We start from the raw sequence: 24,888 nt of genomic DNA, 5'->3' as shown, positions 1-24,888 counted from the left end.
TTGGAGCGGTGCGGGAGCTGGAAAAGAATATGATGGGTAGGAGCGAGAGCCCATGAGAAGCCTGGGACGTTGGGTGACTGCGGGCTGGATTGGGTTTCGGACCCGCATGGATCCTGAGCTTTTTTTGATCCTGCTGGCCATTGGCGTGGGAGTGGCCGGAGGGTTGGCCGCTGTGGCGCTGCACCATCTCATAGAAGGATTTTCCTCCCTTGCCGCCGGATACCGGAAAGCACCCTGGGCCTTTCTGCTGCCTGCCCTGGGAGCCGGGGTATCCGTTTTTTTTATGGAAAAAATTGTGCGGGAAGGCGGGGGGCACGGGGTTCCGGAGGTGATTTACGCAGTGAGTCGCCATGGGGGCCTGATCCGTCTGCGTTCCACCTTTTCGAGGATTTTTGCCAGCAGTATGACCATTGGCAGCGGCGGATCTGCGGGGCCGGAAGCGCCTGTGGTCATGGCCGGATCCGCCATTGGCTCCAACATCGGCAGGTTTTTGAGATTAAATGAGAAAGAGCGCGTGGTTCTGGTGGGCTGTGGAGCAGCCAGTGCCATTGGGTCTATTTTCAACGCACCTTTGGCGGGCATGGTTTTTACCATGGAGGTATTGCTCGGGCAATGGCGGAGTACCCACCTTGTTCCCATCACGCTGGCGGCTGTGGCGGGAACGGAAGTCAGCCGCAGGATGCACGGCAATCAGATTCCCTTTGAAAGCCAGGCCTTCAGCGTCCATCTTCATGATACCCTGGCCGCAGCGGGTCTTGCGATCATCACCGCAATTGTGGCCATCGCCATCATGCGGGGGCTGCGGGCCATGCATGCATTCTCCGGCCAGGCGGCGTTGCGGATGGGGCTTTCCCTGTGGACCAAAGCCGCCCTGGGAGGGCTTTTTGTGGGAGGAATCGGGATCTTTTTTCCCGTGGTGCTGGGGGAAGGATACCAGGCGGTCCGTACCATGATTGCAGGCCAGTACGGGACGGGCATTCTGCTGGTTCTTCTGGCCCTTCTGGCCAAGATGCTGGCAACGAGTTTCACCCTGGGCTGGGGAGGGGTTGGGGGGATTTTTGCCCCCAGCCTTGTGATGGGCGCTCTGGCGGGACTCCTTTATCACCGTATCCTGGTTTTTCTTTTTCCTGGGGTGGCGTGGGTGGGGGAGGGGTGTTTTGCCCTTCTGGGTATGGCGGGATTGCTCGCGGGCGTTCTTCAGGCCCCTCTGACGGCTATTTTTCTGATTTTTGAAATTACCGGGGGATATGAGGTGATGCTGCCTCTGATGGTGGTCTCCGCCCTCTCCACCATCCTGTGCCGTTTCGGAGAACCGGCTTCCATCTATCTGAGGGACCTTGTGGCAAGGGGAGAGCTTTTACGACCGGGAACGGACCGGCGGGTGCTTCTTGATCTGAGGATACCGGAAATAATGGAAAGGGATTGCATTCCCATACGAAGGAACCTCCTGTTGCGGGATTTTGTGCATTTACAGAAACACTCGAAGCGAAATTATTTTCCGGTGGAGGATGAGGCCACAGGCCGTTTTGTGGGCATGGTGCATCTGGATGATGTGCGGCCTTATCTGCTGGATGATATGCTCTATGACACGGTTTTCATGGAGCAGCTGATGCAAAGGGATGTACCTGTGGTGCATCCGGACGATGAATTGCAAGAGGTGCTGGATATTATGGATGAAAGGGGGGTGTTCAGCATGCCGGTTGTGGCCAATCACCGTTTTATGGGGATGATTTCGAGGGCCACGCTTCTGGACCATTACCGCAGGGAGCTGCGGGTGCAGACGGGAGAAATGTGATGGAAAGCCTGGAGTTGCATCCCCGTTTTTTTCATGTGTATCAGGATTCTCCGAGGGGTCGGGAAGCGCTGATGCAGAGCGCCTTTTTCTGTCGCATGCTGGGTGCCGCACCTGTGGTTTATGTACCGGAAGCCCCCCGTTTTCTCATGTATTTTGAAAACCGTGTTGTGCAGGTGGATCTTGGGGAAGAGGACTGGGGAAGGGCTGGCCGTTCTGCGGCAGCCGCACGGGCGGCGGAGATTCTCGCTGACGTCGGTCTGGATGCACGGTTTCTGGAAGTCCGGCACAGAACCACCCCGGCCTTGCCGGATATACCTGTGGATTATGATTATATGGCCTGCCCGGTGCCCCTGGATACGAGACTCTGGCTGTACTCGGATCTGGGCATGCGAAAACTTCCGGCAGTGGCACCCTTTCCCATTTTCATACCCGCAGTTGTGTCCAGACCCTGGAAGAGTATCCTGTGCTGCCATGGGGGAACAAAATCAGCAGCGGCGGTTTTTTCCCTGGCCCAGAATCTTGCCCGGGAAATGGACCTCCCTCTGGATCTTTTGGGTCTGGGGGCCAGGGAGATTCTGGATGCGTCCTTGCAAAAAACACCGAAGGGCATTCGTCATTTTCTGTGGCTGGAGAAGGGAAAAGGAAATCCATGGATGGAGGTGCCTGCGGATGCCCTGATTGTACTGGCCGCATGGGGAGGGAGCTGGATTCGGGAGGCCCTTCTTCCTTCTTTTAAAAAGGATCTGAGACGAAGGCTCCCTTCTCCCATGCTTTTTGTGGGACCGCAGGCGGCAGGAGAGATTACATCCTCACATGGGTGAGGTGTATGGGACCCTGGAGCATGGTGCGGGCGCTGCGCTGGAATTGCGCGGTGATATCGGAAACAAAAAAACGGTGTTCTCCGTTTTTTTCAAGGCGGGCATCCATTTGCGGGTTTTGTGCCAGATAACGGACCACCGTATCGGCCACACAGCTGCCTGAATCAATGATACGGACGCTTTTACCGATTTTTTTCTGGATCAGCTCCTTGAGGATGGGGTAATGGGTGCATCCCAGAATGAGGGTGCGGATCTGTTTGGTTTTGAGAGGATGCAGATACTTTTTTACGATCCGGGTGGTTTCCGGAGTGTCAAGCCAGCCTTCCTCCACCAGGGGTACCAGAAGAGGGCAGGGGACGGAATGTACGGTGGCGTTGGGTTGCAGGGCCTTGATTCTGGCCTCATACACGCCCGATGCAATGGTGGCGCGTGTGCCGATGACCCCAATACGCGGGGGAAGGGGAGCTGCGATGGCGGCTTCCACGGCAGGGTTCACCACCTCGAAAACGGGCAGATCAAAGGTCTGGGTGACGGCGTCCATGGCCGTACTGGCCGCGGAATTGCATGCGATGACGATGATTCTGGCCCCCCGCTCCACAAGGAAACGGGTGTTTTCCAGGGCGTACTGCCGTACCGTTTCAGGGCTTTTGGAGCCATAGGGCATGCGGGCGGTATCGCCATAGTAGAGAATGTCGTAACCGGGAAGCTTCTGCATGATGGCCCGTACCGTGGTAAGGCCGCCGATGCCGGAATCAAAAATACCGATCATGGGAATATGGCTTTCATTGGCCCCGCCGCCGATACCCATGGTCCGGAAAACGGGGCTGGAAAGGGTGTAGGAAAATGAATTTTGACAGTAACCCCATGCACCAGGAGATCTTTAATCTGGGCCTGGATGTGGGAGCCATTTCCGCCTATCTCTGCTGCTGCGGCATTGCTGCGGAAGGAGAGGTATCCAGAAGTCGTCTGCTCCATGTCTGGAATCAGGGAGAAGAGGCCCTGAATGCGGCCATGGAAATTCTGGAGGCCCGCAACATCATCACCACTTTTAAACAGGAAGGGGAGCTGTTTTATCAGGTGCATCCGCCTCGTTTTTGGCTGAATCCGGTGTAAAACCCGGGCGTGTCTTGGCAAGGGAGGCCAGGGTGCAGGCACGTACAGCTTCGGAAGAAGCCTCCGGTCGTATGCCAGGACAGGCCTGGGCCATGAGACGCCAGTTACCGGGTTGCCGGATTACGGCGGGGATAAAGGGCCATTCCCGGCACATTCTCGGTTTGACAGGATGGATGGCGCAGATGTTATTTTTCTGAAAAACACAGCGGCCTTCCCGGCTGATGGCAAGCACCACCCCTTGGTCGGATTGCTGACAGAAATTCTTGCGCATCTGGGTTTCAGAGATATCCATGAAGGAGGCGATGGCGCGGATATCCTCTGCGCTCACATAGGTACCACCGAATCCCACACAGCATTCCCCGCATTGCTGACAATCAAAGACAAGCGCATCATCATACATGGCGTCGTGACTCCAGGGCCCGTTTCAGGGTGACTTGGTCAATATATTTAAGGTCTCCGCCCATGGGAATGCCCGAGGCAATGCGGGTGACCCGGACAGGGTACCCGGACAGCTGCCCGGCAATATAAGCGGCCGTTGCTTCTCCTTCCACAGCGGTGCCGGTGGCGAGAATCACCTCGCGGACCTCTTCTCTCCGGATGCGCAGCAAAAGCTCCCGGATGCGGATGTCATCCGGGCCAATGCCGTCCATGGGCGACAGCACCCCCTGAAGGATGTGATAGACCCCGCGGAATCCTCCGGAAGCTTCTACGGCCATCATGTCCGCAGGCCGCTCCACCACGCAGATCAGCCCTGCATCCCGCTCCGTGTCCCGGCATACGGGACAGAGATTGCCCTCGCTCAAGGCAAAACAGCGCTGGCAGAGCCGCACATTTTCCTTAAGGGCGAGAATGCTCTGGGCCAGACCGCGTACGTCCTCTGCGGAAGCCTTGAGGAGGTGCAGGGCCAGCCGTTCGGCTGTTTTGGGACCAATGCCGGGAAGGGTTGCAAGGCGTCGGATAACCTGGACCACCGAAGGGGGGTAGTGCTGCATGGCTGTCCTTCAGAGAAAGAAAAATGTCCGTTGCGTGGTTTGTCGCAACGGACACCGCATAAGGATGGATTGCCCCGACTTTTTTAGAAAAGCCCTGGAATTTTCATGCCACCGGTGAGCTGTCCCATGGCGGAAGACATCATTTCCTGGGACTTCTGCAGGGCGTCGTTGACGGCTGCAAGCAAAAGATCTTGAAGCATTTCAACATCTTCTGGGTCAACAACTTCCTTTTCAATTCGTATGGAAAGGATCTGTTGCTGGCCATTGGCCGTGACGCGTACCATGCCACCGCCTGCGGAAGCTTCCACGGTTTTATCGGCCATTTCCGCCTGCATCTTTGCCATCTGCTGCTGGAGCTTCTGGGCCTGCTTCATCATCTGGCCCATGTTGCCTCCCATGCCTTTCATTGCGCCTCCTTCAGAAAAGTGACATCCGCAACCCGGCCCTTGAAGATTTCCAGGGCATCCTGCACCAGGGCATGGGTTGTGGCATCGTTTCGTAAAAGTTCTTTTTCGGACTGGCTGCGGAGAACCACAGAATCCTTTTCTTCTGTGGCGCGGATCACAAGGGAAAGGGAACGTCCGAAAATTTCCGCAGCAAGGGTTTCCACAAGCTGCCTGGTTTTTTCATGGGTGAAACGCGCCATGGAAAAACCCGAGCCCTGAACCTCAATTTCAATACTCTGATCAGAGAGCTTTTTCAAGGCTGTTTTGGTCGCAAACAGCTCGCCCAGAGAGGGGCTTGCCTGACGCAGGCGGGCAATGAGCGTGGCCCAGAGTTTTTCCTGTCCCCTGGCCGAAGGGAGGGAGAGGGGAGGGGCCTGGGCCGACTGCCTGGAATCTTTTTCAGGAGGAGAGTGCCGGATTGGCGTGTCCGTTTTGCCATCTCGCTGAAGTCCTGCCTGCCTTGCCGGAGCCGTGGGAGGTTGAGCCGGGGAAGGCGTTTTGGGTTCCATGGGTTTGTAGTGGTCAGGGACTTCTGTGTTGTCATCCGTAAAATGCATATCCATGGGCAGCGGCTCCCGGGTTTTTCCCATGGAGGGAGGGACGCTTTGGGGGGCAGGCGTGGCAAGGGGAGGAGCTGAATGCGGTTTTGGTTTTTCCGCGGGAAAGGGTGCCAGAAAAGGGGGCTGGGGCTTTTCGGGCAAAAGGGGAGCAGAAGAAGGGGACGCCGCCACAGGCGCCATGGCTTCAGGACCAGGGGAGGGAGCCTCTCCGGAGGATTCCGGAGAAGACAGGATATCCTGGCGCAGGGCTTCCAGTCTTTCCACAAGTCGATCAATGGAGAGAGCTGGCTGGATGCGAAGACAGCGCAACAGCATGGTTTCCATGGCAAGGCGAGGGTGGCTTGCATGGCGCATGCCCGCGTCTTCTCCCATGAGAAGATCAAGAAGCCGTGAAAGGTAGTGCTCCGTGAGGGGGGCGGCCTGGGTCAGGAGATCCCGGAGCAGGGCATCGGGAAGATCCAGGAATTCTGCGCAGCCCTTGGGGGCCACCTTTGCAATGAGCAGGTTGCGGATGTGGGTGGCAAGGTCGCCGTGGAATTTTCTGAGATCCACCCCTGCATCATGGAGATCCCGGATGATGGAAAGGACTCTGGCGGTATCTCCCCGGAAAAGGGCGTCTGCGATCTGAAAAGCCCGGCTTCGGGCGGCAAGTCCCAGGATACGGGCCACCTTGTCAGGTGTTCCAGGCTCCCCTTCAAGGCTTGAGATGACACGGTCCAGAAGACTTAAGGAATCCCGTACAGAACCGTCTGCCTCGCGGGCGATCATGTCCAGGGCCTCTTCTTCCATGAAAACGGATTCCGCCTGACAGAGGCTGGACAGGTGGGCCGTCAGGGCCTGGGTTCCCACGCGGCGCAGATCATGGCGTTGGCAGCGGGAGAGAATAGTGAGGGGAATCTTATGGGGTTCTGTGGTGGCAAAGAAAAAGAGAACATGGGCAGGGGGCTCTTCCAGGGTTTTGAGCAGGGCGTTGAAGGCTGCGGTGGAAAGCATGTGAACTTCATCAATGATGTAGATTCGGTGACGGCTGTGCGCGGGCATATAACCCAGGCTGTCCCGCAGGTCCCGGACCTGATCCACGGAGTTGTTGGAAGCACCGTCAATTTCCATGACATCCACGCCATTGCCTGCGGTGATTTCCCTGCAGGAACGGCACTGGTTGCAGGGCGTTGGCGAAGGGCCTTGGGCACAGTTCATGGCTTTGGCCAGAATACGGGCAATGGAGGTTTTGCCTGTTCCCCTGGGACCGCAGAAGAGAATGGCATGGGCCAGCCGTCCGGCAAGAATGGCGTTCTGCAGGGTCTGGGTGACATGTTCCTGGGCAACAATTTCTGAAAAGGACTGGGAACGGTATTTGCGCGCCAGTACCAGGTAAGACATGATGGGCTCCTTGCCTTTGGTTTTGAAAGGGGCATTGGGGGAAAGCTGGGCCGCAGGTGATTCTTATTTTGCCCGGAATGGCGGGCAGGCAGAAGATGGGTGAAATCTGCCGAAAATACGAAAAAAAGTCTGATCCCTTGGAAGGCGGCGAAGATTCGTATCGGCCTGCATGCAGAGTGGCCTTTACGGGAAAAGCGCTTCATCAACACCAGGGGTGTTCCTGGGGCGAGAGGGAGGGGGCTGGCCGTTCCAGTGTTCGTTCATAGCATACTCGGTCGGGCCTTGCCATAGCCCTCTTTGGGTGGGATGGGAATTTGCGGAGGTTTCCGGAGCAGCAAGGGGGAGGGAATTGATTGGGACAGAAACAAAAAAACCGCTGAAAAGCGGTTTGTATGCTCAAAGACTGTTTTTGAAAAATGGCGGAGAAGGGGGGATTCGAACCCCCGGTACGCTTTTGACGTACACACGCTTTCCAGGCGTGCACCTTCAGCCAGCTCGGTCACCTCTCCGCATTTTCAATATGGCAATATGTGCCAAACAGGAAAAAGTATCTAGTCGTTTTTGTCCTGCCTGTCAACAGAAGATTTGGAAAAACTTGCCTCAGGGGAAGTAAAAAAAGATTCTGCTCCCCTGGTGCTAAAATCCATGGGGGGCTGAACAACGCTTTGCTCTGTAATGCCTTTGGGATCAGGCCCCTTGGACGTCCGGTCCTTCTGTCGGCAGAGGGTCGCCGGGCGAGAGAATGTCCAGGACCTCAGGGGTATAAAGGCCTGGGGCTTTGTAGAGGAAAAGGGGAGGGGGAAGGTGGATGCCGGAACCTGCTGCAAGAATACCCTCCACAAGGACGAGACGGGCCGGGGTGTGGGGTAGGGAGTGGACACTTCGCAGGCGTTTGGGCGTGATGTTGTTCTGGGACATGGCATGGAGTAATTCTGCGCTTCGGTCTGCGGGAAAGACGACATGAAGACGGCCCCCGGTTTTTAGAAGACGTTTTGCCGTAAGTATCCATTCCTTCAGTGTGAGGTGAATCTCATGTCGGGCGACAGCTTTTTCGTCCTGAGGATTCATGCGGCCGCTTTTAAGTTTGTAGTAAGGCGGGTTGATGGCAATGCTGTCCACAGGGCCCCGTATTCTCGCCTGGTCAAGAAGACGCATGTCGGTTTCCAGAACCTGGATGCTGCAGTCCATGCCGTTCAGGCTCACATTCTGTCGAGCCAAGCTCGCAAGGTCGGGCTGGATTTCAACGGCCAGAATCCGGGCTTCAGGGTTTTTCAGGGCAAGGAGCAGGGCGATGATGCCGCACCCTGTGCCTAAGTCCAGGATGCGTTCTCCGGAACGGGGAGCCAGTTGATGGGCCAGAAGGAGGGGGTCGATGGAAAAACGGTAACCGTTTTGGGGCTGGCGTATCCGGAGGGAGCCGAGGGTATCGGAACTGATGGCGTTCACGGAGTCCCGATGCGCAGGCGGATGTCCTGGATGAGGGGAGAGCCGAGCGTGAGGTTGATGCGTTCCATCATGTCATTTTTCAGGTACTGGAGATGTTGCATCCAGGCCGAATGGGTTACGGAAACCGTGAGACATCCATTTCTGAAGGATACGGGTTTTGCATTTTTGGCGATCTCGGGGCCTACGGTGGTCTCCCAGCAGCGCCAGATTTCTCTGAAGTCGCCTTTGCCGTAGCGAGAGCGAAAAGGCTCCAGTGTCTGGTCCAGTGCGGTGCTGATATGGGTGAAACGTTTGTTCTGGGGTCTTTGGGATGCCATGGTGCGGTTCACTCTGATTCTGAAGGTCTGCCCTGTCTGCCTGGGTACTCTCTGGTGGCCCGGTTGCGGGCCTTGGTCGCCATTTTTTTGTGGGGGGAGGGGAAGGTTTTGGATCTGGGCTGCAGGGTTGTTTTTGTATTTTCCTTGACTTGGAGATCCATGCATTTTATTTTGCAAAAATCTGTCTTTTACTTTTTTGTTTGGATTTTTGAGATAAAAACAGCGAATTTTATTCAGAGCGTAAGAAATCTTTAAGATTGTTCCAGCCACCATGGAGTCCCCACCCCATCGCGTCCATTAGGCTTCCCTATGGATAAAAATCCTGCAAACACCTGATTGGCTGGTTTGTTTCATATATATTAAACATGCGGCATCGTTTTGAATGATTCATGGGAAAAGGCACAAGATTGTTTTGATTTTGAAAATAAAGCGGGGGTGGATCCGCGTTTTAAGGATGTCCGTCTTTTGCATGGCGGATATTCGAAACAACTTTATCGGGTGAGTATCTACGGGATCTGGCGGAGAAAGCAAGAAAAAAAACGGATCTTGTTGTCAGAGGGGGGGTATGTGATTTATGGTAACCATGTCTGCCAGGGATGCGGCAGGCGCTATGGAAGGCAGAGATGGGGAAGGCCGAAGGGGTCGGTCATTTCAGGTTTCTGCGCGTATGTTTGAGGTATGGCTAAGGAACTTTCCCGTTTCCGGGCTTTTTGAACCTTTTGGAAGGAAGATGCACACATGAATTGGGACTGGGATAAGCTCAGAGATCAGCAGCAGCGGAATGGTCGTCGAGGCGGAGGCGGCAGTGGCACACCGCCGCAGATGGACGAGGTGGTGGATCAGCTTAAAAACCTGAAAGTGCCGGGTAGCTTCTGGCTCATTGTGCTGGTGGCCATTGCGGTACTCATGGGATCGACCATGTTTTATACCGTAGGCGTTTCTGAGGTGGGTGTTGTACAGAGGTTCGGAAAATTTTCAAGAATTACGGACCCTGGTCTGAACTTCAAGCTTCCGGCAGGTATTGAGACGGTCACCAAGGTAAAGGTTCGTCTTGTGTACAAAGAGGAGTTCGGTTTCCGGGAAAACATGGATGCGAGGACGCGTTTTGCGGGCAGCGATATGGAGAATGCGGCGCTGATGCTGACCGGAGACCTGAACGTGGCCCTTGTCCCCTGGATTGTGCAGTACCAGATCCGGGATCCGTACAGCTTTATGTTCAAGGTACAGGATCCGCGTCAGCTTCTGCGGGACCTTTCCGAAGCCTGTATGCGTCTTGTGGTGGGTGACAGAAGTATCAATGAAGTCATCAGCTCCCGTGAGGATATTGCCATTGCCGCCCAGGAAATTCTGCAGCGCGAGCTGGATAAGGCCGAATCAGGCATCCATATTGTCACCATCGAGATGAAGCGCACCAACGTTCCCGAGCCTGTTCAGCCCTCCTTCAACGAAGTGAACCAGGCTGTGCAGGAAAGGGAGCAGATGATTTACAAGGCCAAGGAAGAGTATAATAAGGCCGTTCCTGCAGCCAGAGGGGAAGCCCAGCGTGTCATCCTTGAGGCGGAAGGTTATGCCATGAACCGTGTCAACCGGGCCGAGGGTGATGCTGCCCGCTTCAGGAGCATCTACTCTCAGTATGTGGGGGCCAAGGATGTAACGGAACGGCGTATGTATCTTGAAATGATGCGCGATCTCCTGCCGAATCTGAAAGAGAAATATATCATCGACTCGGATCAGGGGAATGTGCTGCCCTTTCTGAACCTTGGAAAAGAACTCGGGGTGAAGCAATGAAAATAAAAGGTCTTTTGGGCGCCATTCTTGCGGTGCTTGTGCTTCTGGCATACTCTGCGGCTTTTATTGTGGATGAAACGGAACAGGCGGTGGTCACGCAGTTCGGCAGGATTGTTGGAAAGCCCATTGTGGAGCCAGGTCTGAAGTTTAAGGTTCCCTTTGTGCAGATGGTGACCTTTTTTCCGAAAAATCTTCAGGCCTGGGATGGGGATCCGGGTCAGATTCCCACTCTGGATAAAACTTATATCTATGTGGATGCCTTTGCGCGCTGGCGCATTGTGGACCCTGTCCGTTTCTTCCAGTCCATCGGCAGTTTCCATCTGGCCAAGGGGCGTCTGGATGAAATCATCGATCCTGCCATCCGCAACCTTGTCACCTCCAACGCCCTTGTGGAATCCGTACGCTGGACTAACCGGGAGATGGATCCCTGGGTGGAGCTGGATGCTTTTGGAGATGTGGAAACCATTGAGGAAGAGCGGGACAGAACAGCCCTTTCCCAGCGGGATTCGGCCCAGACACGTCATATCCGTGTGGGGCGTGAGCGTATCACCCAGATGATCCTTGAACAGGCCCAGCCCAGGCTGGATGTATTCGGTATTGAGCTTGTGGATGTAAAGGTGAAGCGGATCAATTATGTGGAGCAGGTGCGGGAATCTGTATATAAGAGGATGATTGCAGAGCGTCGGCAGATTGCGGAAAAGTATCGTTCCGAGGGTGTGGGAGAAGCGCGGAAGATCCGCGGGGACAAGGAAAGGGAATTGCAGCGTATTGAATCCGAAGCTTACCGGGCAGCCCAGAAAATCCGGGGTGAAGCGGATGCCAAGGTGGTGAAGCTCCTTGGGGATGCCTATGGGGTGGATCCGGAATTCTATACTTTCCAGCAAACCCTTGAAACCTACAGAGATGCCCTGCAGGGCAGCCATGTGGTCTTTTCAACGGAATCCGATTTCATGCGCTATCTGAAAAGACAGGGGCCAGGGAAAAGGTAAGAAAAAAAGCAAACAAAAAAGCACCCGGAAGCGGGTGCTTTTTTGTTGCCGGAAAAAACAGCGGTCTTACTTTTTTCTGCGCTGATGGCGCGTGCGCGCCAGGAGTTTCCGGTGTTTGTGACGCCGCATTTTTTTTCTGCGTTTTTTGATGACGCTGCCCAAAATACCACCTCCAGTTTGAAAGGAAAGATTACCGGTTCATCGATCTTTCAGGTAAATCGATAAGTTCCTTTAGTAGCATGCAGGTGCTCCCATTGTCCACACCATTTTCCGTGGAAAAAGCCCTGATAAAGGGAGGTCGGGATTGGATCTTTTATCGAAAGAAGATTTTTTTTCAAAGGAGATGCTGGGAATTCTGGATGAAGCCTTGCCCGTTGCCGAGGAAAGTGTTGCGGATTTCTATAAAATGAGTACATCCCGCTGGGGGCGTCTCCGCTACGATGTCAAGACGGCTGCTTTGCTCTTTGACCATGAGCATGTGAAGGGCGCTTACGCCCAGGTCATGCGGTATGTGGCCATGCCCTGGCAGTGCAGCACCTCGGCTTCTGCCTTTACTGTTTATCGAATCTGCCTTCAGGATAAGGCCATCTTGCAGCGTATGCGGGAAGATGAGCGGCTTCTGTCCCTGCCTTTTTTAACCTTTATCCTGGTCCATGAGCTGGTGCATGTGGTGCGTTTTTCCAAACACCTTCAGCTGTTTGATGCATCCATTGAGGCGCGGATTCGGGAAGAGTTGCGGGTACAGGAAATCACAGACAGTCTTGCCCGTAAAATTACCATTGCCGGAATGGATGCGGTCCGATCCTTTTTTTCGGATTCCGGGGGACTTGGTGTGGATCTTTTTTAATGGTAAGTCGGAAGCCCTGGGCAAGGAGGGCAAGATTTTTTGAAGGGCTTTCGGGCATTGCGGATTCTTGACAAGGGCAAAGGACTGACTATCTTTACCACGTTTTGAAAATGAATGCGTTGTTGGGAGTATTTCCGTATTTTTTTCAGATCAGGAGAGGGTTTCATGCCGATCTATGAGTATGAGTGTGCCAAATGTGGAAAAACGATGGATGTGTTGCAGAAAATTTCGGATCCGCCCATGACGCAGTGTCAGTTCTGTGGCGGGGCTGTGCGAAAGGTGATGTCTCAAACCACCTTTCACCTGAAGGGTGGCGGGTGGTATGTGACGGATTATGGCGGTAACAAGGCACCTGCATCGCCAGCGTCTTCGAGCGGAGGCTCCGGAGATTCTTCCTCGGATTGAACCGGATCGTTTCGTGCGGGTTTTTGTCCTTTTTTGCAGAACCTCCCTTTGATCTCAGCAACAATAAAAAATGACTGAAGCACTTTACAAGTGCGCGGTTGTGATTATCGTATCGACCGATTCCGGAGCAATCCAAAGAATCATACTTTTTGCCCATTTTTAAAAAAGGAGAGTTGTTGCAATGAACATCAGACCTTTGTTTGACCGGATTGTTGTCAAGCGCACCGAAGAAGCGACTACAACCAAAGGTGGTATTATCATTCCCGATACAGCCAAGGAAAAACCCGCAGAAGGTACTGTGATCGCCGTGGGTGCAGGCCGCATGAATGATAAGGGTGAGCGTATTCCCATGGATATCAAGGTGGGGGATCGGGTTCTTTTCAGCAAGTATGGCGGCAATGAGGTGAAAATGGGCGGCGAGGAATTCCTGATTATGTCTCAGGATGATATCTATGCCGTTGTGAATGAGGCCTGATTGGCGAGACTTGAAACCCCTTTTGTCCCGAGAAGAAAAGGCCTGGACCTCCGAATCAAGGAAAAATCGTACTTGCTGGAGAGGAAGATCAGGATTTCGACCGGGAAGAGACTGCTCATCCATTGGGCGGTCAGAAAAAGGGCTTCATTCAACCTCGCATTGATTGGGTGAAATTCTGTTACAGGATATTCAAAGTTAACCAGATCTGAACGGAGAAAGATATCATGGCTAAAGAGATCATTTATAGCGAAGATGCACGTGCAAAAATGCTTAAGGGGGTAAAAGCCCTCGCAGATGCAGTGGTTGTGACCCTGGGACCCAAAGGACGTAATGTGGTCATCGAAAAATCCTGGGGTTCCCCGACGGTAACCAAGGATGGGGTTACCGTGGCCAAGGAAATTGAGCTCGCCGATAAGTTTGAAAACATGGGTGCCCAGATGGTCAAGGAAGTTTCTTCAAAGACTTCCGATATGGCAGGCGATGGGACAACCACGGCAACGGTTCTGGCCCGGGCCATCTATGAAGAAGGCCAGAAGCTTGTGGTGGCGGGCAACAACCCCATGTCCATCAAGCGTGGCATTGACAAGGCTGTGGAAGTGGCTGTGAAGGAACTTGTCAAGCTGAGCAAGCCCACCAAAGACCGTCGTGAAATTGCACAGGTAGGGACCATCTCCGCCAATAGTGATGAAACCATCGGCAACATCATTGCCGATGCCATGGAAAAGGTTGGCAAAGAAGGGGTTATTACCGTGGAAGAAGCAAAATCCATGGAAACCACCCTGGATGTGGTGGAAGGCATGCAGTTTGACCGTGGCTACCTTTCTCCCTATTTTGTCACCGATACGGAAAAAATGGTCTGTGAGCTGCAGGATGCTTACATCCTTCTCAGCGAAAAGAAGGTCAGCAATATGAAAGAGCTTCTGCCCATTCTGGAGCAGGTAGCGAAAATGGGCAAACCCCTTGTCATCATTGCTGAAGATGTGGATGGAGAAGCCCTGGCCACCCTTGTGGTCAATAAGCTCCGGGGAACCTTGAGCGTTGCTGCGGTCAAAGCCCCTGGCTTTGGCGACAGAAGAAAGGCCATGCTGGAAGATATTGCCGTACTCACCGGCGGGCAGGTGGTTTCCGAAGATATGGGCATCAAGCTTGAAAGCATGCAGCTTACGGACCTGGGCAAGGCAAAGAGTATTTCCATTGATAAGGAAAATACCACGATCGTGGATGGTGCGGGTTCCCGTACGGCCCTTGAGGCCCGCGTGAAGCAGATCCGTGCACAGATTGAGGAAACCTCCTCTGACTATGACCGGGAAAAGCTTCAGGAGCGCCTTGCCAAGCTCATCGGTGGGGTTGCTGTGATCAGTGTGGGGGCTGCCACTGAAACGGAAATGAAAGAGAAGAAAGCCCGCGTGGAAGACGCTCTGAATGCAACCCGTGCTGCTGTGGAAGAAGGCATTGTTCCTGGTGGTGGGGTGGCTCTTGTGCGCTGCATGGCTGCTCTGGAGAAGGCCAAGTTCAAGGCGGAAGAAAAGCTTGGGCTGCGTGTGATCATGCGGGCCATGGAAGAACCGCTGCGTCAGATTGCCAACAATGCCGGTGTGGAAGGCTCTGTGGTGATTGATAAGGTCAAGCAGGGTGAGGGAGCCTTTGGCTATAACGCGGCGACGGATGTGTACGAAGACCTCATTGAGGCGGGTGTCATTGACCCCACCAAGGTGGTGCGTTTTGCTCTGCAGAACGCTGCCAGTGTCGCATCCCTGATGCTGACCACCGAGGCCATGATTGCGGATAAGCCCGAGGAAAAAGCGGCGGGTGCAGGCATGGGTGCTGCTGGTATGGGCGGCATGGGTGGCATGGGCGGTATGATGTAAAAATTGTGGGATTCTCCCGCATTCGCAGAAAAAAAAGTGACCCTGGTGTGCGTTTTCTCGTATACCAGGGTTTTTTATGCTTCAGCCAATGGGATGGAGGCTTCTCCGGCGGCTGTCCTTGACACCGGGCACGGGGTCTTATAGATAGGGGGGGCAGCGGCGGCCTGGAAGGTCTGGGCTTGACCGTGGATGGGATGAAGATGTTTTTTTCGGGAGAGCGTAGGATGCCCCACGATTCACTGAGTGTTTTTGCGGTTTTGGGTTCCGCAGGCCTTGTGGTAAAATTGGTGCTTTTGGTTCTTTTCCTTTTTTCTGTGATTTCCTGGGCGATTATTTTCATAAAGTTTTTTGCCCTGCGCCGTGACCAGCGTGAATCTCTGCGATTTCAGGCTCTGTTCTGGAAAAGCGCCAATCTTTCGGATGTGCATGCAAAAATGAAGCATGTGGGAGAAAGTCCGGCGGCCCGACTTTTCCGGGCAGGCTATAAAGAACTCAAGGCCATGGAAAAGGCGGGTGAAGGTCAGACCCTCGGTGCAAGGATGGTGGGACTTGAAACCCTGAAACGGACTTTGCAGCGGACCATAGCAGCGGAAGTAACCCGCATGGGGCAGCTGGTTTCATTCCTGGCGACCTGTGGGAATACGGCGCCTTTCATCGGGCTTCTGGGAACGGTATGGGGAATCATGGATGCGTTTCATGGTATCGGGATGAAGGGATCGGCCAGTCTTGCGGTTGTGGCTCCCGGGATTTCCGAAGCCCTGGTTGCAACGGCCATCGGCCTTGCCGTGGCCATTCCTGCGGTGGTGGCTTACAATGCATTTTTGCATAAAATCCGGACCCTCAGTTCGGAGCTTGAGAATTTTTCTTCGGATTTTCTCAATATTGTGGAGCATGATCTTCATCGGGCCCAGGGAGGTTCCTGATGGCGGGAAGTTCACGAAGCAATGAAATGATGAGTGACATCAATGTGACACCCTTTGTGGATGTCATGCTGGTTCTCTTGATTATTTTCATGGTGACAGCCCCCATGCTGCAGCAGGGTGAGGAGGTGGCGTTGCCCCAAGTGGATTCTGCGCCCCTTGAGGAAAAGGCGGATCCCCTGATCCTGGTTGTGGATCGGGAAGGGGGGGTATGGATTCAGGATGTGCGTGTGGCTCCGGGTTTTCTGGAAAGTCGCATGGCAGACTGGCTCCGGGGAGCGGCTAATCCCCAGGTGCTTCTGAAGGCCGATGCGGATGTTCCCTATGGTAGGGTTGTGGAGATTATGAACGCTGTTCGGAAAGCCGGAGTCACCCAGCTTGGGATGCTGACCCAGCCCGTTGGAGATGTGCGAAGGTGATGCTTGTGAAAAAAAATGACAGTCTGGATGAACGGTTTGGGCTGTTTTTTTTTCTGTCGCTGGTGGCTCACGGCCTGTTTTTCTGTCTCATTCTTTTTTTGCCTGTCTGGATAAAGCCTTCTCTGCCTGCCCTGGTATCGCCTATGCTGGTGGATCTGGTGGCACCTATGCCAGAAACGGCAGGGACTTTGCCGGAAAGAACGCCGGATCCCCTGCCGCCAAGACCCAAAACGCCTTCTCCCGTGGAATCGCAGGCACCGCCCCCACCCGTTCCCCAAAAGACACCCCTTGCGGAAAAGGTGCCGTTGCCTGTGAAGGCAGAAGCTGCACCTGTGGTTTCGGAAAAGCCTGCGCCTGCTCCCATACCCGCCAAACGGCCTCTGGCCTCGCAGAGGACAAGGTCGCCTGCGGAAGAAGTGAACCGGGATGTGGTGGCTTCGGCCCTCAGTGACATTGCAAGGCGGGTGGAGGAAGATCGGTCTTCCGCCATTCGGGATGCCTTGAGGGGGCTTGAGACGGAAGTACAGACCCGTCCGCGAAGTGTGGGGACTGCGGAAGGAACCCGGCAGGGAGGGGCCGCCGCAGGCAGGGCTTTGGATCTTTACATCTCCCAGGCAGCCCACAGGGTCCAGCAGAATTGGGCTTACGCAGGCCAAGGACGGGCCAGAGAGGGCGCTGTGGTTGTGTTTTATATTACCCGGGATGGGCGGGTTCGTGATCTTGTGCTGCAGCAGTCTTCTGGCAACAGGCTCATTGATGATTCCGCCCGCCGGGCCATCTTGAAATCAGAACCCTTTCCGCCTGTTCCCGATGCCATTCCTGCTGAACGGATTGGCATGGGGCTGCGATTTACGGATAAAGGGGTGGACTTATAAAATGGTGTATCAAGGAGGTCAGGTGAAAACAGGGGGGATGGGGGTTGCATCCAAAATCTTTTTTGGGGTGCTCTTTTGGCTCATCATGCTGCAAGGAGCGCCTATGGCGCGGGAGGCGGTGCCCATCATTGATATTCAGGCACCCTCTTTGCGCAAGATTCCCATTGCCATTCCAGCCTTTCTACCCGGAAGCGAGGGTCCCCTGCTTCATGAAATTGCCGGCCAGGGGCTGGTTTATCTTGCAGATGCTGTGGATTTTTCAGGGTATTTTAAGGTTTCTTCCGGTCGGGAGACCGCAGATTTTCCCAGGCTTGAAGGCATTGTGGCTTCAAAGGTAAATTTTTCCCTGTGGAAAAACCAGGGAGTGGAGCTGCTGGCTACGGTGGGGCTGGCCGTGGATGGCGAAGGACAACTGGAGATGGAGTGCCGCCTCTTTGATGTGATCCAGGAGAATCTTCTGATGGGCAAGCGTTACCGCGGCCCGGCATCGGACTTCAGAAGAATGTTGCGGCTTTTTGCCAGTGAAGTCCTTTTTCAGGTGACGGGTCGGCAAGGCCTGTATGAAAGTCGTTTGGCCTTTGTCTCAGACAGCACTGGACACAAGGAAATCTATATCTGTGACTATGATGGCACGGGTATCCGCCAGGAAACCAGAGATCAGAGCATTGCCCTTTCTCCGGCCTGGTCTTCGGATGGCAATTGGCTGGCCTATACGTCCTATGTTCGGGGAAACCCCGATCTTTACATCCGCCACCTGGAAGGGGGGCGGGGCGTTGTGGTTTCCAAGCCGGGCCTGAACATCACACCCGCCTGGGTTCCCGGAGCTTTTCAGCTTGCAGCCACCCTTTCCTTTGAAGGGAATCAAAATATTTACATGTTGACCGGCCATGGTAAAATCATTAAAAAGTTAACCCATAGCTGGGATATTGACGTTTCTCCCGCCTTTTCCCCAGACGGCAAGCAGATGGCCTTTGTATCCAGACGCTCAGGATCTCCCCAGATTTACATGATGGATATGGAATCAGAGGAAATTCGTCGCCTGACCTATGAAGGGAATTACAATACCTCCCCCGCATTTTCTCCGGATGGCGGGCATTTGGTCTTTGTGGGGATGCGCAGGGGAGAGGGAATCAATATCTACAGGATGGATCTTGGAGGAGGGACTGTTGTACAATTAACCCATAACTCCGGCGACAATGAGGATCCATCCTGGTCTCCGGACGGTAGTCTCATTGCCTTTACGTCTTCGCGTGAAGGGGTATCCAGGCTTTATGTCATGACGGCTTACGGAACGGATCAGCGTCGTTTGCTTTCCATGCCCGGAGCCCAGACAACGCCAAGGTGGTCGTTGAAACCTGTACGTTTTTAAATTTTGATGAAGGAGGAAGTATGGCCGCAAAAATGTGGGTTCGTTATGGATTGGTACTGGCAATTTTTTGTGTCATGGTGCTGGCATCCTGTGCGGGAAAGACCGGCAATGGCGATCTCGCAGCCCAGCAGGAGCTTGCGGAGCAGCAGCGTCTGGAAGAGGCTGAGCGTGTTGCGGCTGAAGAAAGGGCAAAGCAGGAAGAAAAGGCCCGCATTGAAGCAGAACGCCTTGCACGGGAGAAAGCCGAAGCAGAGCGCCGTGAAGCAGAACGCAAGGCGCAGGCCAAAGCCGCTTTCCTTGACACCCATGTGCATTTTGAATTCGATAGCTTTGCCCTGACCTCCGAAGCCATGAAGGTTCTGGATGCCAAGGTGGTTTGGCTGCGTGCGAACCCGGATGTGAAGATCATGGTGGAAGGCCACTGCGATGAGCGGGGAACCCGTGAATACAACCTTGCCCTGGGGGATCGTCGTGCCCGCAGCGCGAAAAAATATCTGGTGGACAGCGGCATTGCCGAAAACCGGATCGCTACCATCAGCTATGGAGAAGAGCGTCCGCTGGACACGGCTAAGAATGAGGCGGCCTGGGCGAAAAACCGCAGGGCGCAGTTTGTTATCCGCTAACCTCTGATCAAAACCGGGGATATGTCTTGATGGGGCGTATTCCCGGTTTTCTGGGGATGTGTTTGCATGATGAAAGCAAAAGGACGCAGGGTCTGTATCCTTCTCTGTATAGCTTTGGGGCTCATGGGATGCGCCACAAGACAGGATCTGAAAGAGGTGGACATCCGTCTGCTTTCCCTGGAGCAGGGGCGGGCGGATCAGATGGCAACGCAGGAGGAAGTCCGTGGTCGCATGGCTGCCATGGATGTCCGGGTAGAAGCCCATGAACAGGATCTGCGCACATCCTATGCACGTATGCGTTCGGAAATGGATACCCTGCGCCTTGCACTGCAGGAAATGCAGGGCAGGATGGAGGAAAGCGCCTTTCGTTCCCGGGGTGCTGTGGAAAAAGGCAGTGCGTTTAAAGATGAGCTTGTCTTTTTAAAAGATGAGATGATGAAATTATCCGGCCGTATCCAGCATCTATCGGATTATGTGGGACTTGAGAGTGCTGTGGTGGTGCCCGTGGACTCCCATGTACCGGATGAAAAGCGTTCAGGGAAAAAAGAAGAACAAACGTCCGCCGCTCCTCTGGATCTGGACGCCCTTTATGCGGAGGCCAAGCAGGCTTTTGATAATGGTGCCTTTGAGAGGGCGAGAGATGGTTTTCAGGAAATTCTGAAGCGTTTTCCGAATTCCGCCAGGGCAGACAATGCCCAGTTCTGGATCGGTGAGATTTATTACAGGGAAAACTGGTATGAAAAGGCTATCCTGGAGTACCAGAAGGTCATTGATGGATATCCCAAAGGAAACAAGGTGGCCTCTGCTCTCCTGAAACAGGGGCTGGCTTTTGAGAAATTGGGGCAAAAAGCCAATGCCCGTCTGATTCTCGAAGAGTTGGTGCGCAAATATCCGGGATCCAGTGAATCCCTGATAGGCCAGAGAAAGCTCCGGCAATTATGATATGGTAAGCATTGTGGGGCTGGATCCTGGCCTGGCGAGAACCGGCATCGGTATTGTCCGGGGGCAGGGGGGGGAGGTTACAGGGTATGCCTTTGGTTGTATTGAGACATCCAGGGAAATGTCCCTTGCCAAGCGTCTTGAGAAAATCTATATCCAGACTCTCAATCTTCTGAAAGAGGAAAAGCCGGATCTGATGGTGGTGGAGGATGTGTTTTCGCTTCAGAAATACCCCCGTTCCGGAATTCTTTTGGGAAAGGTCACGGGCGCGGTTCTTGTGGCGGGATGTCAGGCCGCTGTACCTGTGCGGGAAGTGGCGGTGCGGGAGGCGAAAAAGGTATTGACGGGGAGCGGTGCGGCCTCAAAGCAGCAGCTGGAGCGTGCCGTACGCCACGTTCTTGCCCATCCCGATCCCATCCGGCCGGATCATGCGTCGGACGCCCTTGCCTTAGCGCTCATAGGCCTTTATCGTTTTTCGTGACAGAGTGGGGCCTTATCCGGATTCGGGAGTTTTATGATTGCCTACCTTGAAGGCAGCCTTTTTAAAAAAGAAGAAGACCGCATTTTACTGCTTGTGCACCATGTGGGCTATGAAGTCCTGCTCCCGACCGTGGTGATGGATGCCCTGGGAGAAAGGGAGACGGGTTCGCCGCTGGCCCTTCATATCTATTATTATCAGACAGAACGGCAACCCCGGCCCATTCTTATCGGTTTTCACAGGGAAAGGGAAAAGAATTTTTTTCAGCTTTTTCTCACTGTGGAGGATATCGGCCCCATCAAAGCAGCCAAAGCCTTGACCATGCCCGTGGAGAAGATCGCGCAATGGATTGAATCCGGGGATGTGGCGGGACTTTCCGGTCTTAAGGGAATCGGCAGGCGCACAGCGCAGAAAATTGTGGCCACTCTGGGTGGAAAAGCCGGGCAATTCCTGGATATGCCCATGGAAGATCAGAAAAGGCCGCAAGGGACCTCCCCTCTTCAGCAGAACATGGTGGGGCTTGTCCGGGATGTCCTGGTACAGCAGATGGGTCATAAGTTGGCGGAGGCTGAAAAGCTGATACAGGCAGCCTTGGCGCGAAATCCGGATATTCATACGCCCGAAGTACTCCTTGAAGAAATCTACCGGAGCTGGAGACCTGGAGGCGTTCATGATGGATGAAAGTCCTTCCCCCCTTTTGTTTTCTTCGGGTACACGCGATCTTACCACACCGCATTCCCGTCCAGAAGACCAGGCAGAAGAGTTTTTTTCCCTGCGTCCCTCCTCGCTGCGGGAGTACATTGGCCAATCGGAAACCGTAGAGACCCTCGAAATCGCCATTGCAGCTGCCAAAAAACGAGGGGAACCCCTGGAGCATGTCCTGCTTCACGGTCCTCCGGGTCTTGGCAAAACCACCCTTGCCCATATCATTGCCCATGAGATGGGAGGGCGGCTGACCCTGACATCAGGGCCTGCCCTGGAAAAAGCCGGGGATCTTGTGGGGATTCTGACCCACCTTTCCGAGGGGGATATCCTTTTTATTGATGAAATCCACAGGCTTCCAAGGATGGTGGAAGAATTTCTCTATTCGGCCATGGAAGACTTTGCCATTGATTTTGTTTTTGATAAGGGTGTGCATGCCCGCAGCCATCGATTCCGCCTGAATCGTTTTGTCCTCGTGGGAGCCACAACCCGTGTGGGGCTTTTGTCTGCCCCCCTGCGGGATCGATTCGGGCTTTTCCGGAGCCTTGATTTTTACGAAGAAACGGATCTGGTGCGCATTGCAGCACGTTCGGCGGATCTGCTTGAAATTCGCCTGCATCCGGAAGGGGCTCAGGTGCTGGCGCGCAGAAGTCGGGGAACCCCGCGTATCGTGAACCGGCTTCTGAAAAGGGTACGGGATTACGCCCAGGTCCGGGGAGATGGGCATATTTACGGAAAAACCGTGCATGAAGCCCTGGCCTTGGAGGGAATTGACGCTTTGGGTCTCACGCCCCTGGACCGACGCTATCTGAGGACCATTGCGGAGTTTTATGGTGGAGGACCCGTGGGAATAGAGGCCATTGCCGCCACCTTACAGGAAGAGAGCGACACCCTTGTGGATGTGGTGGAGCCCTATTTGCTGAAAACCGGGCTTGTGGTCCGTACTTCTGCAGGGCGTCGCCTGGGAGCCCAGGCTTTTTCTCACCTGGGTTCAGGTCTGAGGGAAGTAGAGGGTAGGAAATAGGGAATTCGTAAAAGAACAGGTTGGATGGAGACAGCCGTGCTGAGACTGGGCGGCAGGTCGGGACGATCACCAAGGGATGCTGGAGATACGGATTTTTTTATGCGTCATGTGATGGTTTTTCTTGTGGGCATGTTGGCCTGCATTCTTCCTCAGACGGGTTTTGCCAACGGCAGCGGTATTCCGGATGTTTTTGTGTATGCAGAATCCAGACCTTTTACGGCGGTGCTGGTGGAAAAGGCCACGCAGCAGCTGTGGGTATACGCAAAGGATGAAAACGGGGCCTTGTATGTCCGGCACAGCTTTGCCTGTTCAACGGGAGAGGCCTCAGGAGATAAGCAGCTTTCAGGGGACAGAAAAACTCCGGAAGGCGTCTACTTTTTTCTGACGGAATTTGAAGAGCGCTACCTTGCTCCCATCTATGGAAGTGGTGCCTTTCCCATTGATTATCCCAATTTTATGGATCTGCGTGCGGGGAAAACGGGGAATGCCATCTGGTTGCACGGCACCAACAAACCGCTGCGTCCCCAGGATACCAATGGCTGCGTGGCTCTTGAAAATCATAATCTGGATGCCATGCGGGGCGAGATCCGGCTGTTACGAAGTCCCATGATTGTGGTGGATCGTCTGGATTTTCAGAAAGAATCCATGGGGCTGGAGGCAGAGCAGTTGCAGGGACTGGTCCGATCCTGGGTGAAAAACCTGCGTGGGGATTCCTACCATGCCTACCTCAGCCTCTATGCAAGGGATTTTCTGCCGGATATTTCCTGGTGGCCGGACTGGCTGAAACTACGCTTGACCCTTGAAAATCAATGGAAGGATCTCGCCTTTGAAATCAGGGATCTGGATATTTTCAGGGTAGAAAACAGGGCCACAGCCATTTTTGACCTTGTGGCAAGGGCCGGAAGCGCAGAAAAGGTTCTGGGAAGAAGACTCCTTTATATGGAGACGGATGCTTCAGGGGAGGCCCGTATTGTGGGCGATCCCTGGCTGGCTCCTCCGGAAAATCCCATTCCCACCGGAGCACCTTTTCTGGCAGGGCTTGGTGTGCTGGGATCCCATCTGGACGTGGACGGGGAAATCACGCGGATGGTGGATGACTGGCTTACGGCTTGGGCGAGCCAGAAAATAGAGCCTTACGCAGCTTTTTATGCCAGAGGATTCCGCTCCCAGGGACGGGATCGCAGGGCCTGGATCCGCTATAAGGAGGGGCTGAACCGGCAGTACAGCTATATCCGGGTTGATCGCGAGGGACCCCTTGAGATACGGATGCGTGGAAAGGACAGAGCTGAGGTGCGTTTTCTGCAAAAATACGATTCCAGCGGATTTGAAACCCGGGGTCACAAGCGGCTAGACCTGATACGCGAGGGCGGTCGATGGAAGATTTACAGAGAGACTTGGGAAGGTTGAAGCGTCTGCACGCAAAATCCCCTCCCATTGAAGAAGCACCCAAAGAGAGCTGGAGTCTTCTGCTGGTGGGAAACCGGGGGCGCCTTTTACGCCTGCATCTGGGCTGGGGCGTGGTGCTTGCCCTGGGATTTTGCCTTTTGCTGGCGGCACTGGGCGTAGGTGTATGGCAGTTTTCCCGGTGGGATTGGCGCTATGAGGGGGGAGGCGCGCAGCGTTTTCAGGGGGAACTGGATGCCCTGCGCAGGGAAAATCAGAGACTGATGGCGCGATTGGCGGCCCTGGAAATTATTCTGGGCGAAACCCTACCCCCTGCACAGGAAAAGACCCAGGCCGAGGATCCGGTGGTGGAAATGAGCCCTGGGGATGGAGAAGGGGAAATCCAGGAAGAAAAGAGTGAGAACCCCCTGGCTCCTCCAGCCATCGTGAAACCCCCGAAGCGGCCTGAGGTGGGAATTGCCGCCCAGAAAGTGGCGCTGGATGGGTATGCTGCTGGCTTTCGGGAAGGGGAGTACAGGGTTTCCTTCAATATCCGGAATCTTGTAAATGATACGGCCGTATCCGGATATATCGTGTCCGTATTGATTCCGGAGAATCCCGATCAGGCGGCTGTGGCATCCCCTTCCGTGGCTGTGCAGGAGGGACGGCCTGTGGAGCCGCAACGGGGGCAGTTTTTTTCCATTCGTCGTTTTAAGGACGTCCGGTTGCGTTTCGGATCCCTGGATCCCCGCCAGTTTCAGCTCAACCGGATTTTTGTTTTCAACGAAACGGGTGTTCTGCTGCACGTGGAAGATTTTGAAGTTTCCACCCTGCCCTGATTTTTGTAAATAAAGATTGCTTTTTTTGGATTTGAATAGTCGCTTCCCAGGGCTGCTGCAGCGCAGGTGGAAGTCAGA

At 54.3% G+C, this 24,888-nt stretch carries 28 protein-coding genes and 1 tRNA gene; 20 read left to right on the top strand and 9 right to left on the bottom strand.

The window, feature by feature from the left end; translation table 11 throughout:
- Positions 1-52 precede the first annotated feature (52 nt).
- Both RBR60_RS11060 and RBR60_RS11055 read left to right on the top strand, forming a co-directional pair.
- Positions 53-1,795: a chloride channel protein gene (locus RBR60_RS11060; protein ID WP_320356711.1), complete on the top strand. Its 1,743-nt coding sequence runs from the start codon at positions 53-55 to the stop codon at positions 1,793-1,795.
- A complete protein-coding gene (locus RBR60_RS11055; protein ID WP_320356709.1) occupies positions 1,795-2,616 on the top strand; it encodes a hypothetical protein in 822 nt (273 codons plus the stop codon). The genes RBR60_RS11060 and RBR60_RS11055 overlap by 1 nt, the downstream gene beginning before the upstream one ends.
- Here RBR60_RS11055 and murI read toward each other — a convergent pair.
- Positions 2,597-3,421: a glutamate racemase gene (murI, locus tag RBR60_RS11050; protein ID WP_320356707.1), complete on the bottom strand. Its 825-nt coding sequence runs from the start codon at positions 3,419-3,421 to the stop codon at positions 2,597-2,599. The two genes, RBR60_RS11055 and murI, sit on opposite strands and share 20 nt — an antisense overlap.
- Before the next feature lie 35 nt (positions 3,422-3,456).
- Here murI and RBR60_RS11045 point away from each other — a divergent pair, with 35 nt between their 5' ends.
- Positions 3,457-3,726 (top strand): hypothetical protein, encoded by a 270-nt coding sequence (locus tag RBR60_RS11045; protein ID WP_320356705.1) that lies wholly within the window; start codon positions 3,457-3,459, stop codon positions 3,724-3,726.
- Here the strand turns inward: RBR60_RS11045 and RBR60_RS11040 are convergent.
- The 7 genes from RBR60_RS11040 to RBR60_RS11010 form a co-directional block, all read right to left on the bottom strand.
- Complete coding sequence (locus RBR60_RS11040) at positions 3,662-4,126, bottom strand: YkgJ family cysteine cluster protein (protein ID WP_320356703.1); 465 nt, start codon at positions 4,124-4,126, stop codon at positions 3,662-3,664. The two genes, RBR60_RS11045 and RBR60_RS11040, sit on opposite strands and share 65 nt — an antisense overlap.
- Positions 4,119-4,718 (bottom strand): recombination mediator RecR, encoded by a 600-nt coding sequence (recR, locus tag RBR60_RS11035; protein ID WP_320356701.1) that lies wholly within the window; start codon positions 4,716-4,718, stop codon positions 4,119-4,121. Before recR ends, RBR60_RS11040 begins: the two co-directional genes overlap by 8 nt.
- Positions 4,719-4,801: 83 nt before the next feature.
- Positions 4,802-5,125, bottom strand: a complete 324-nt coding sequence (locus RBR60_RS11030) for a YbaB/EbfC family nucleoid-associated protein (protein ID WP_320356699.1) — start codon at positions 5,123-5,125, stop codon at positions 4,802-4,804.
- The gene (gene dnaX / locus RBR60_RS11025; RefSeq protein ID WP_320356697.1) at positions 5,122-7,104 is read right to left on the bottom strand and encodes a DNA polymerase III subunit gamma/tau; all 1,983 of its coding nucleotides are present in this window, start codon (positions 7,102-7,104) and stop codon (positions 5,122-5,124) included. The genes RBR60_RS11030 and dnaX overlap by 4 nt, the downstream gene beginning before the upstream one ends.
- Before the next feature lie 417 nt (positions 7,105-7,521).
- Positions 7,522-7,613, bottom strand: a tRNA-Ser gene (locus tag RBR60_RS11020).
- Between the two features lie 178 nt (positions 7,614-7,791).
- Entirely contained in the window at positions 7,792-8,550 is a 759-nt protein-coding gene (locus RBR60_RS11015) for a tRNA1(Val) (adenine(37)-N6)-methyltransferase (RefSeq protein WP_320356695.1), read from the bottom strand.
- Complete coding sequence (locus tag RBR60_RS11010) at positions 8,547-8,867, bottom strand: DUF721 domain-containing protein (RefSeq protein ID WP_320356693.1); 321 nt, start codon at positions 8,865-8,867, stop codon at positions 8,547-8,549. Before RBR60_RS11010 ends, RBR60_RS11015 begins: the two co-directional genes overlap by 4 nt.
- Before the next feature lie 738 nt (positions 8,868-9,605).
- Between RBR60_RS11010 and hflK the strand changes: the two genes are divergently transcribed.
- Complete coding sequence (gene hflK / locus RBR60_RS11005; RefSeq protein ID WP_320356691.1) at positions 9,606-10,655, top strand: FtsH protease activity modulator HflK; 1,050 nt, start codon at positions 9,606-9,608, stop codon at positions 10,653-10,655.
- On the top strand, positions 10,652-11,644 hold the full coding sequence (gene hflC, locus RBR60_RS11000; RefSeq protein ID WP_320356689.1) for a protease modulator HflC: 993 nt from the start codon (positions 10,652-10,654) through the stop codon (positions 11,642-11,644). The genes hflK and hflC overlap by 4 nt, the downstream gene beginning before the upstream one ends.
- Before the next feature lie 66 nt (positions 11,645-11,710).
- Here hflC and RBR60_RS10995 read toward each other — a convergent pair whose 3' ends face one another.
- Positions 11,711-11,806, bottom strand: a complete 96-nt coding sequence (locus RBR60_RS10995) for a 30S ribosomal protein bS22 (RefSeq protein ID WP_139447551.1) — start codon at positions 11,804-11,806, stop codon at positions 11,711-11,713.
- Positions 11,807-11,948: 142 nt separating this feature from the next.
- Here RBR60_RS10995 and RBR60_RS10990 point away from each other — a divergent pair, with 142 nt between their 5' ends.
- From RBR60_RS10990 to RBR60_RS10920, 15 genes are all read left to right on the top strand, one after another.
- A complete protein-coding gene (locus RBR60_RS10990) occupies positions 11,949-12,491 on the top strand; it encodes a hypothetical protein (protein ID WP_320356683.1) in 543 nt (180 codons plus the stop codon).
- A gap of 165 nt (positions 12,492-12,656) precedes the next feature.
- Complete coding sequence (locus RBR60_RS10985) at positions 12,657-12,896, top strand: zinc ribbon domain-containing protein (RefSeq protein ID WP_320356681.1); 240 nt, start codon at positions 12,657-12,659, stop codon at positions 12,894-12,896.
- A 181-nt stretch (positions 12,897-13,077) separates the two neighbouring features.
- A complete protein-coding gene (gene groES, locus RBR60_RS10980) occupies positions 13,078-13,371 on the top strand; it encodes a co-chaperone GroES (protein ID WP_320356679.1) in 294 nt (97 codons plus the stop codon).
- A 224-nt stretch (positions 13,372-13,595) separates the two neighbouring features.
- Positions 13,596-15,239, top strand: coding sequence for a chaperonin GroEL (groL, locus tag RBR60_RS10975; protein WP_320356677.1), 1,644 nt, complete (start codon positions 13,596-13,598; stop codon positions 15,237-15,239).
- A gap of 224 nt (positions 15,240-15,463) precedes the next feature.
- Positions 15,464-16,162 carry a protein TolQ gene (gene tolQ, locus RBR60_RS10970; RefSeq protein WP_320356674.1) on the top strand — a complete coding sequence of 233 codons (699 nt, stop codon included), beginning with the start codon at positions 15,464-15,466 and terminating at the stop codon, positions 16,160-16,162.
- Positions 16,162-16,578: a biopolymer transporter ExbD gene (locus RBR60_RS10965; protein ID WP_320356672.1), complete on the top strand. Its 417-nt coding sequence runs from the start codon at positions 16,162-16,164 to the stop codon at positions 16,576-16,578. Before tolQ ends, RBR60_RS10965 begins: the two co-directional genes overlap by 1 nt.
- 5 nt (positions 16,579-16,583) lie before the next feature.
- Positions 16,584-17,453 carry a TonB family protein gene (locus tag RBR60_RS10960; RefSeq protein ID WP_320356670.1) on the top strand — a complete coding sequence of 290 codons (870 nt, stop codon included), beginning with the start codon at positions 16,584-16,586 and terminating at the stop codon, positions 17,451-17,453.
- Between the two features lie 103 nt (positions 17,454-17,556).
- On the top strand, positions 17,557-18,822 hold the full coding sequence (gene tolB, locus RBR60_RS10955; RefSeq protein ID WP_320356668.1) for a Tol-Pal system beta propeller repeat protein TolB: 1,266 nt from the start codon (positions 17,557-17,559) through the stop codon (positions 18,820-18,822).
- A 20-nt stretch (positions 18,823-18,842) separates the two neighbouring features.
- Positions 18,843-19,445: a peptidoglycan-associated lipoprotein Pal gene (gene pal, locus RBR60_RS10950; RefSeq protein WP_320356666.1), complete on the top strand. Its 603-nt coding sequence runs from the start codon at positions 18,843-18,845 to the stop codon at positions 19,443-19,445.
- A 66-nt stretch (positions 19,446-19,511) separates the two neighbouring features.
- Positions 19,512-20,387, top strand: a complete 876-nt coding sequence (gene ybgF / locus RBR60_RS10945) for a tol-pal system protein YbgF (RefSeq protein WP_320356664.1) — start codon at positions 19,512-19,514, stop codon at positions 20,385-20,387.
- A 1-nt stretch (position 20,388) separates the two neighbouring features.
- Positions 20,389-20,865: a crossover junction endodeoxyribonuclease RuvC gene (locus RBR60_RS10940; RefSeq protein WP_320356662.1), complete on the top strand. Its 477-nt coding sequence runs from the start codon at positions 20,389-20,391 to the stop codon at positions 20,863-20,865.
- Between the two features lie 33 nt (positions 20,866-20,898).
- Positions 20,899-21,543: a Holliday junction branch migration protein RuvA gene (gene ruvA / locus RBR60_RS10935; RefSeq protein WP_320356660.1), complete on the top strand. Its 645-nt coding sequence runs from the start codon at positions 20,899-20,901 to the stop codon at positions 21,541-21,543.
- Positions 21,533-22,588, top strand: coding sequence for a Holliday junction branch migration DNA helicase RuvB (gene ruvB / locus RBR60_RS10930; protein WP_320356658.1), 1,056 nt, complete (start codon positions 21,533-21,535; stop codon positions 22,586-22,588). The genes ruvA and ruvB overlap by 11 nt, the downstream gene beginning before the upstream one ends.
- Positions 22,589-22,624: 36 nt before the next feature.
- Positions 22,625-23,995 (top strand): L,D-transpeptidase family protein, encoded by a 1,371-nt coding sequence (locus RBR60_RS10925; protein WP_320356656.1) that lies wholly within the window; start codon positions 22,625-22,627, stop codon positions 23,993-23,995.
- Positions 23,992-24,810 carry a hypothetical protein gene (locus RBR60_RS10920; protein ID WP_320356654.1) on the top strand — a complete coding sequence of 273 codons (819 nt, stop codon included), beginning with the start codon at positions 23,992-23,994 and terminating at the stop codon, positions 24,808-24,810. The genes RBR60_RS10925 and RBR60_RS10920 overlap by 4 nt, the downstream gene beginning before the upstream one ends.
- The last annotated feature ends 78 nt before the right edge of the window (positions 24,811-24,888 follow it).

The sequence above is a fragment of the Desulfobotulus sp. genome (assembly GCF_034006065.1).
In the GTDB taxonomy this organism is placed as follows: Bacteria; Desulfobacterota; Desulfobacteria; order Desulfobacterales; family ASO4-4; genus Desulfobotulus.
The sequence above is the reverse complement of the archived record's forward strand: the minus strand, read 5'-3'. Positions and strand labels throughout refer to the sequence as shown.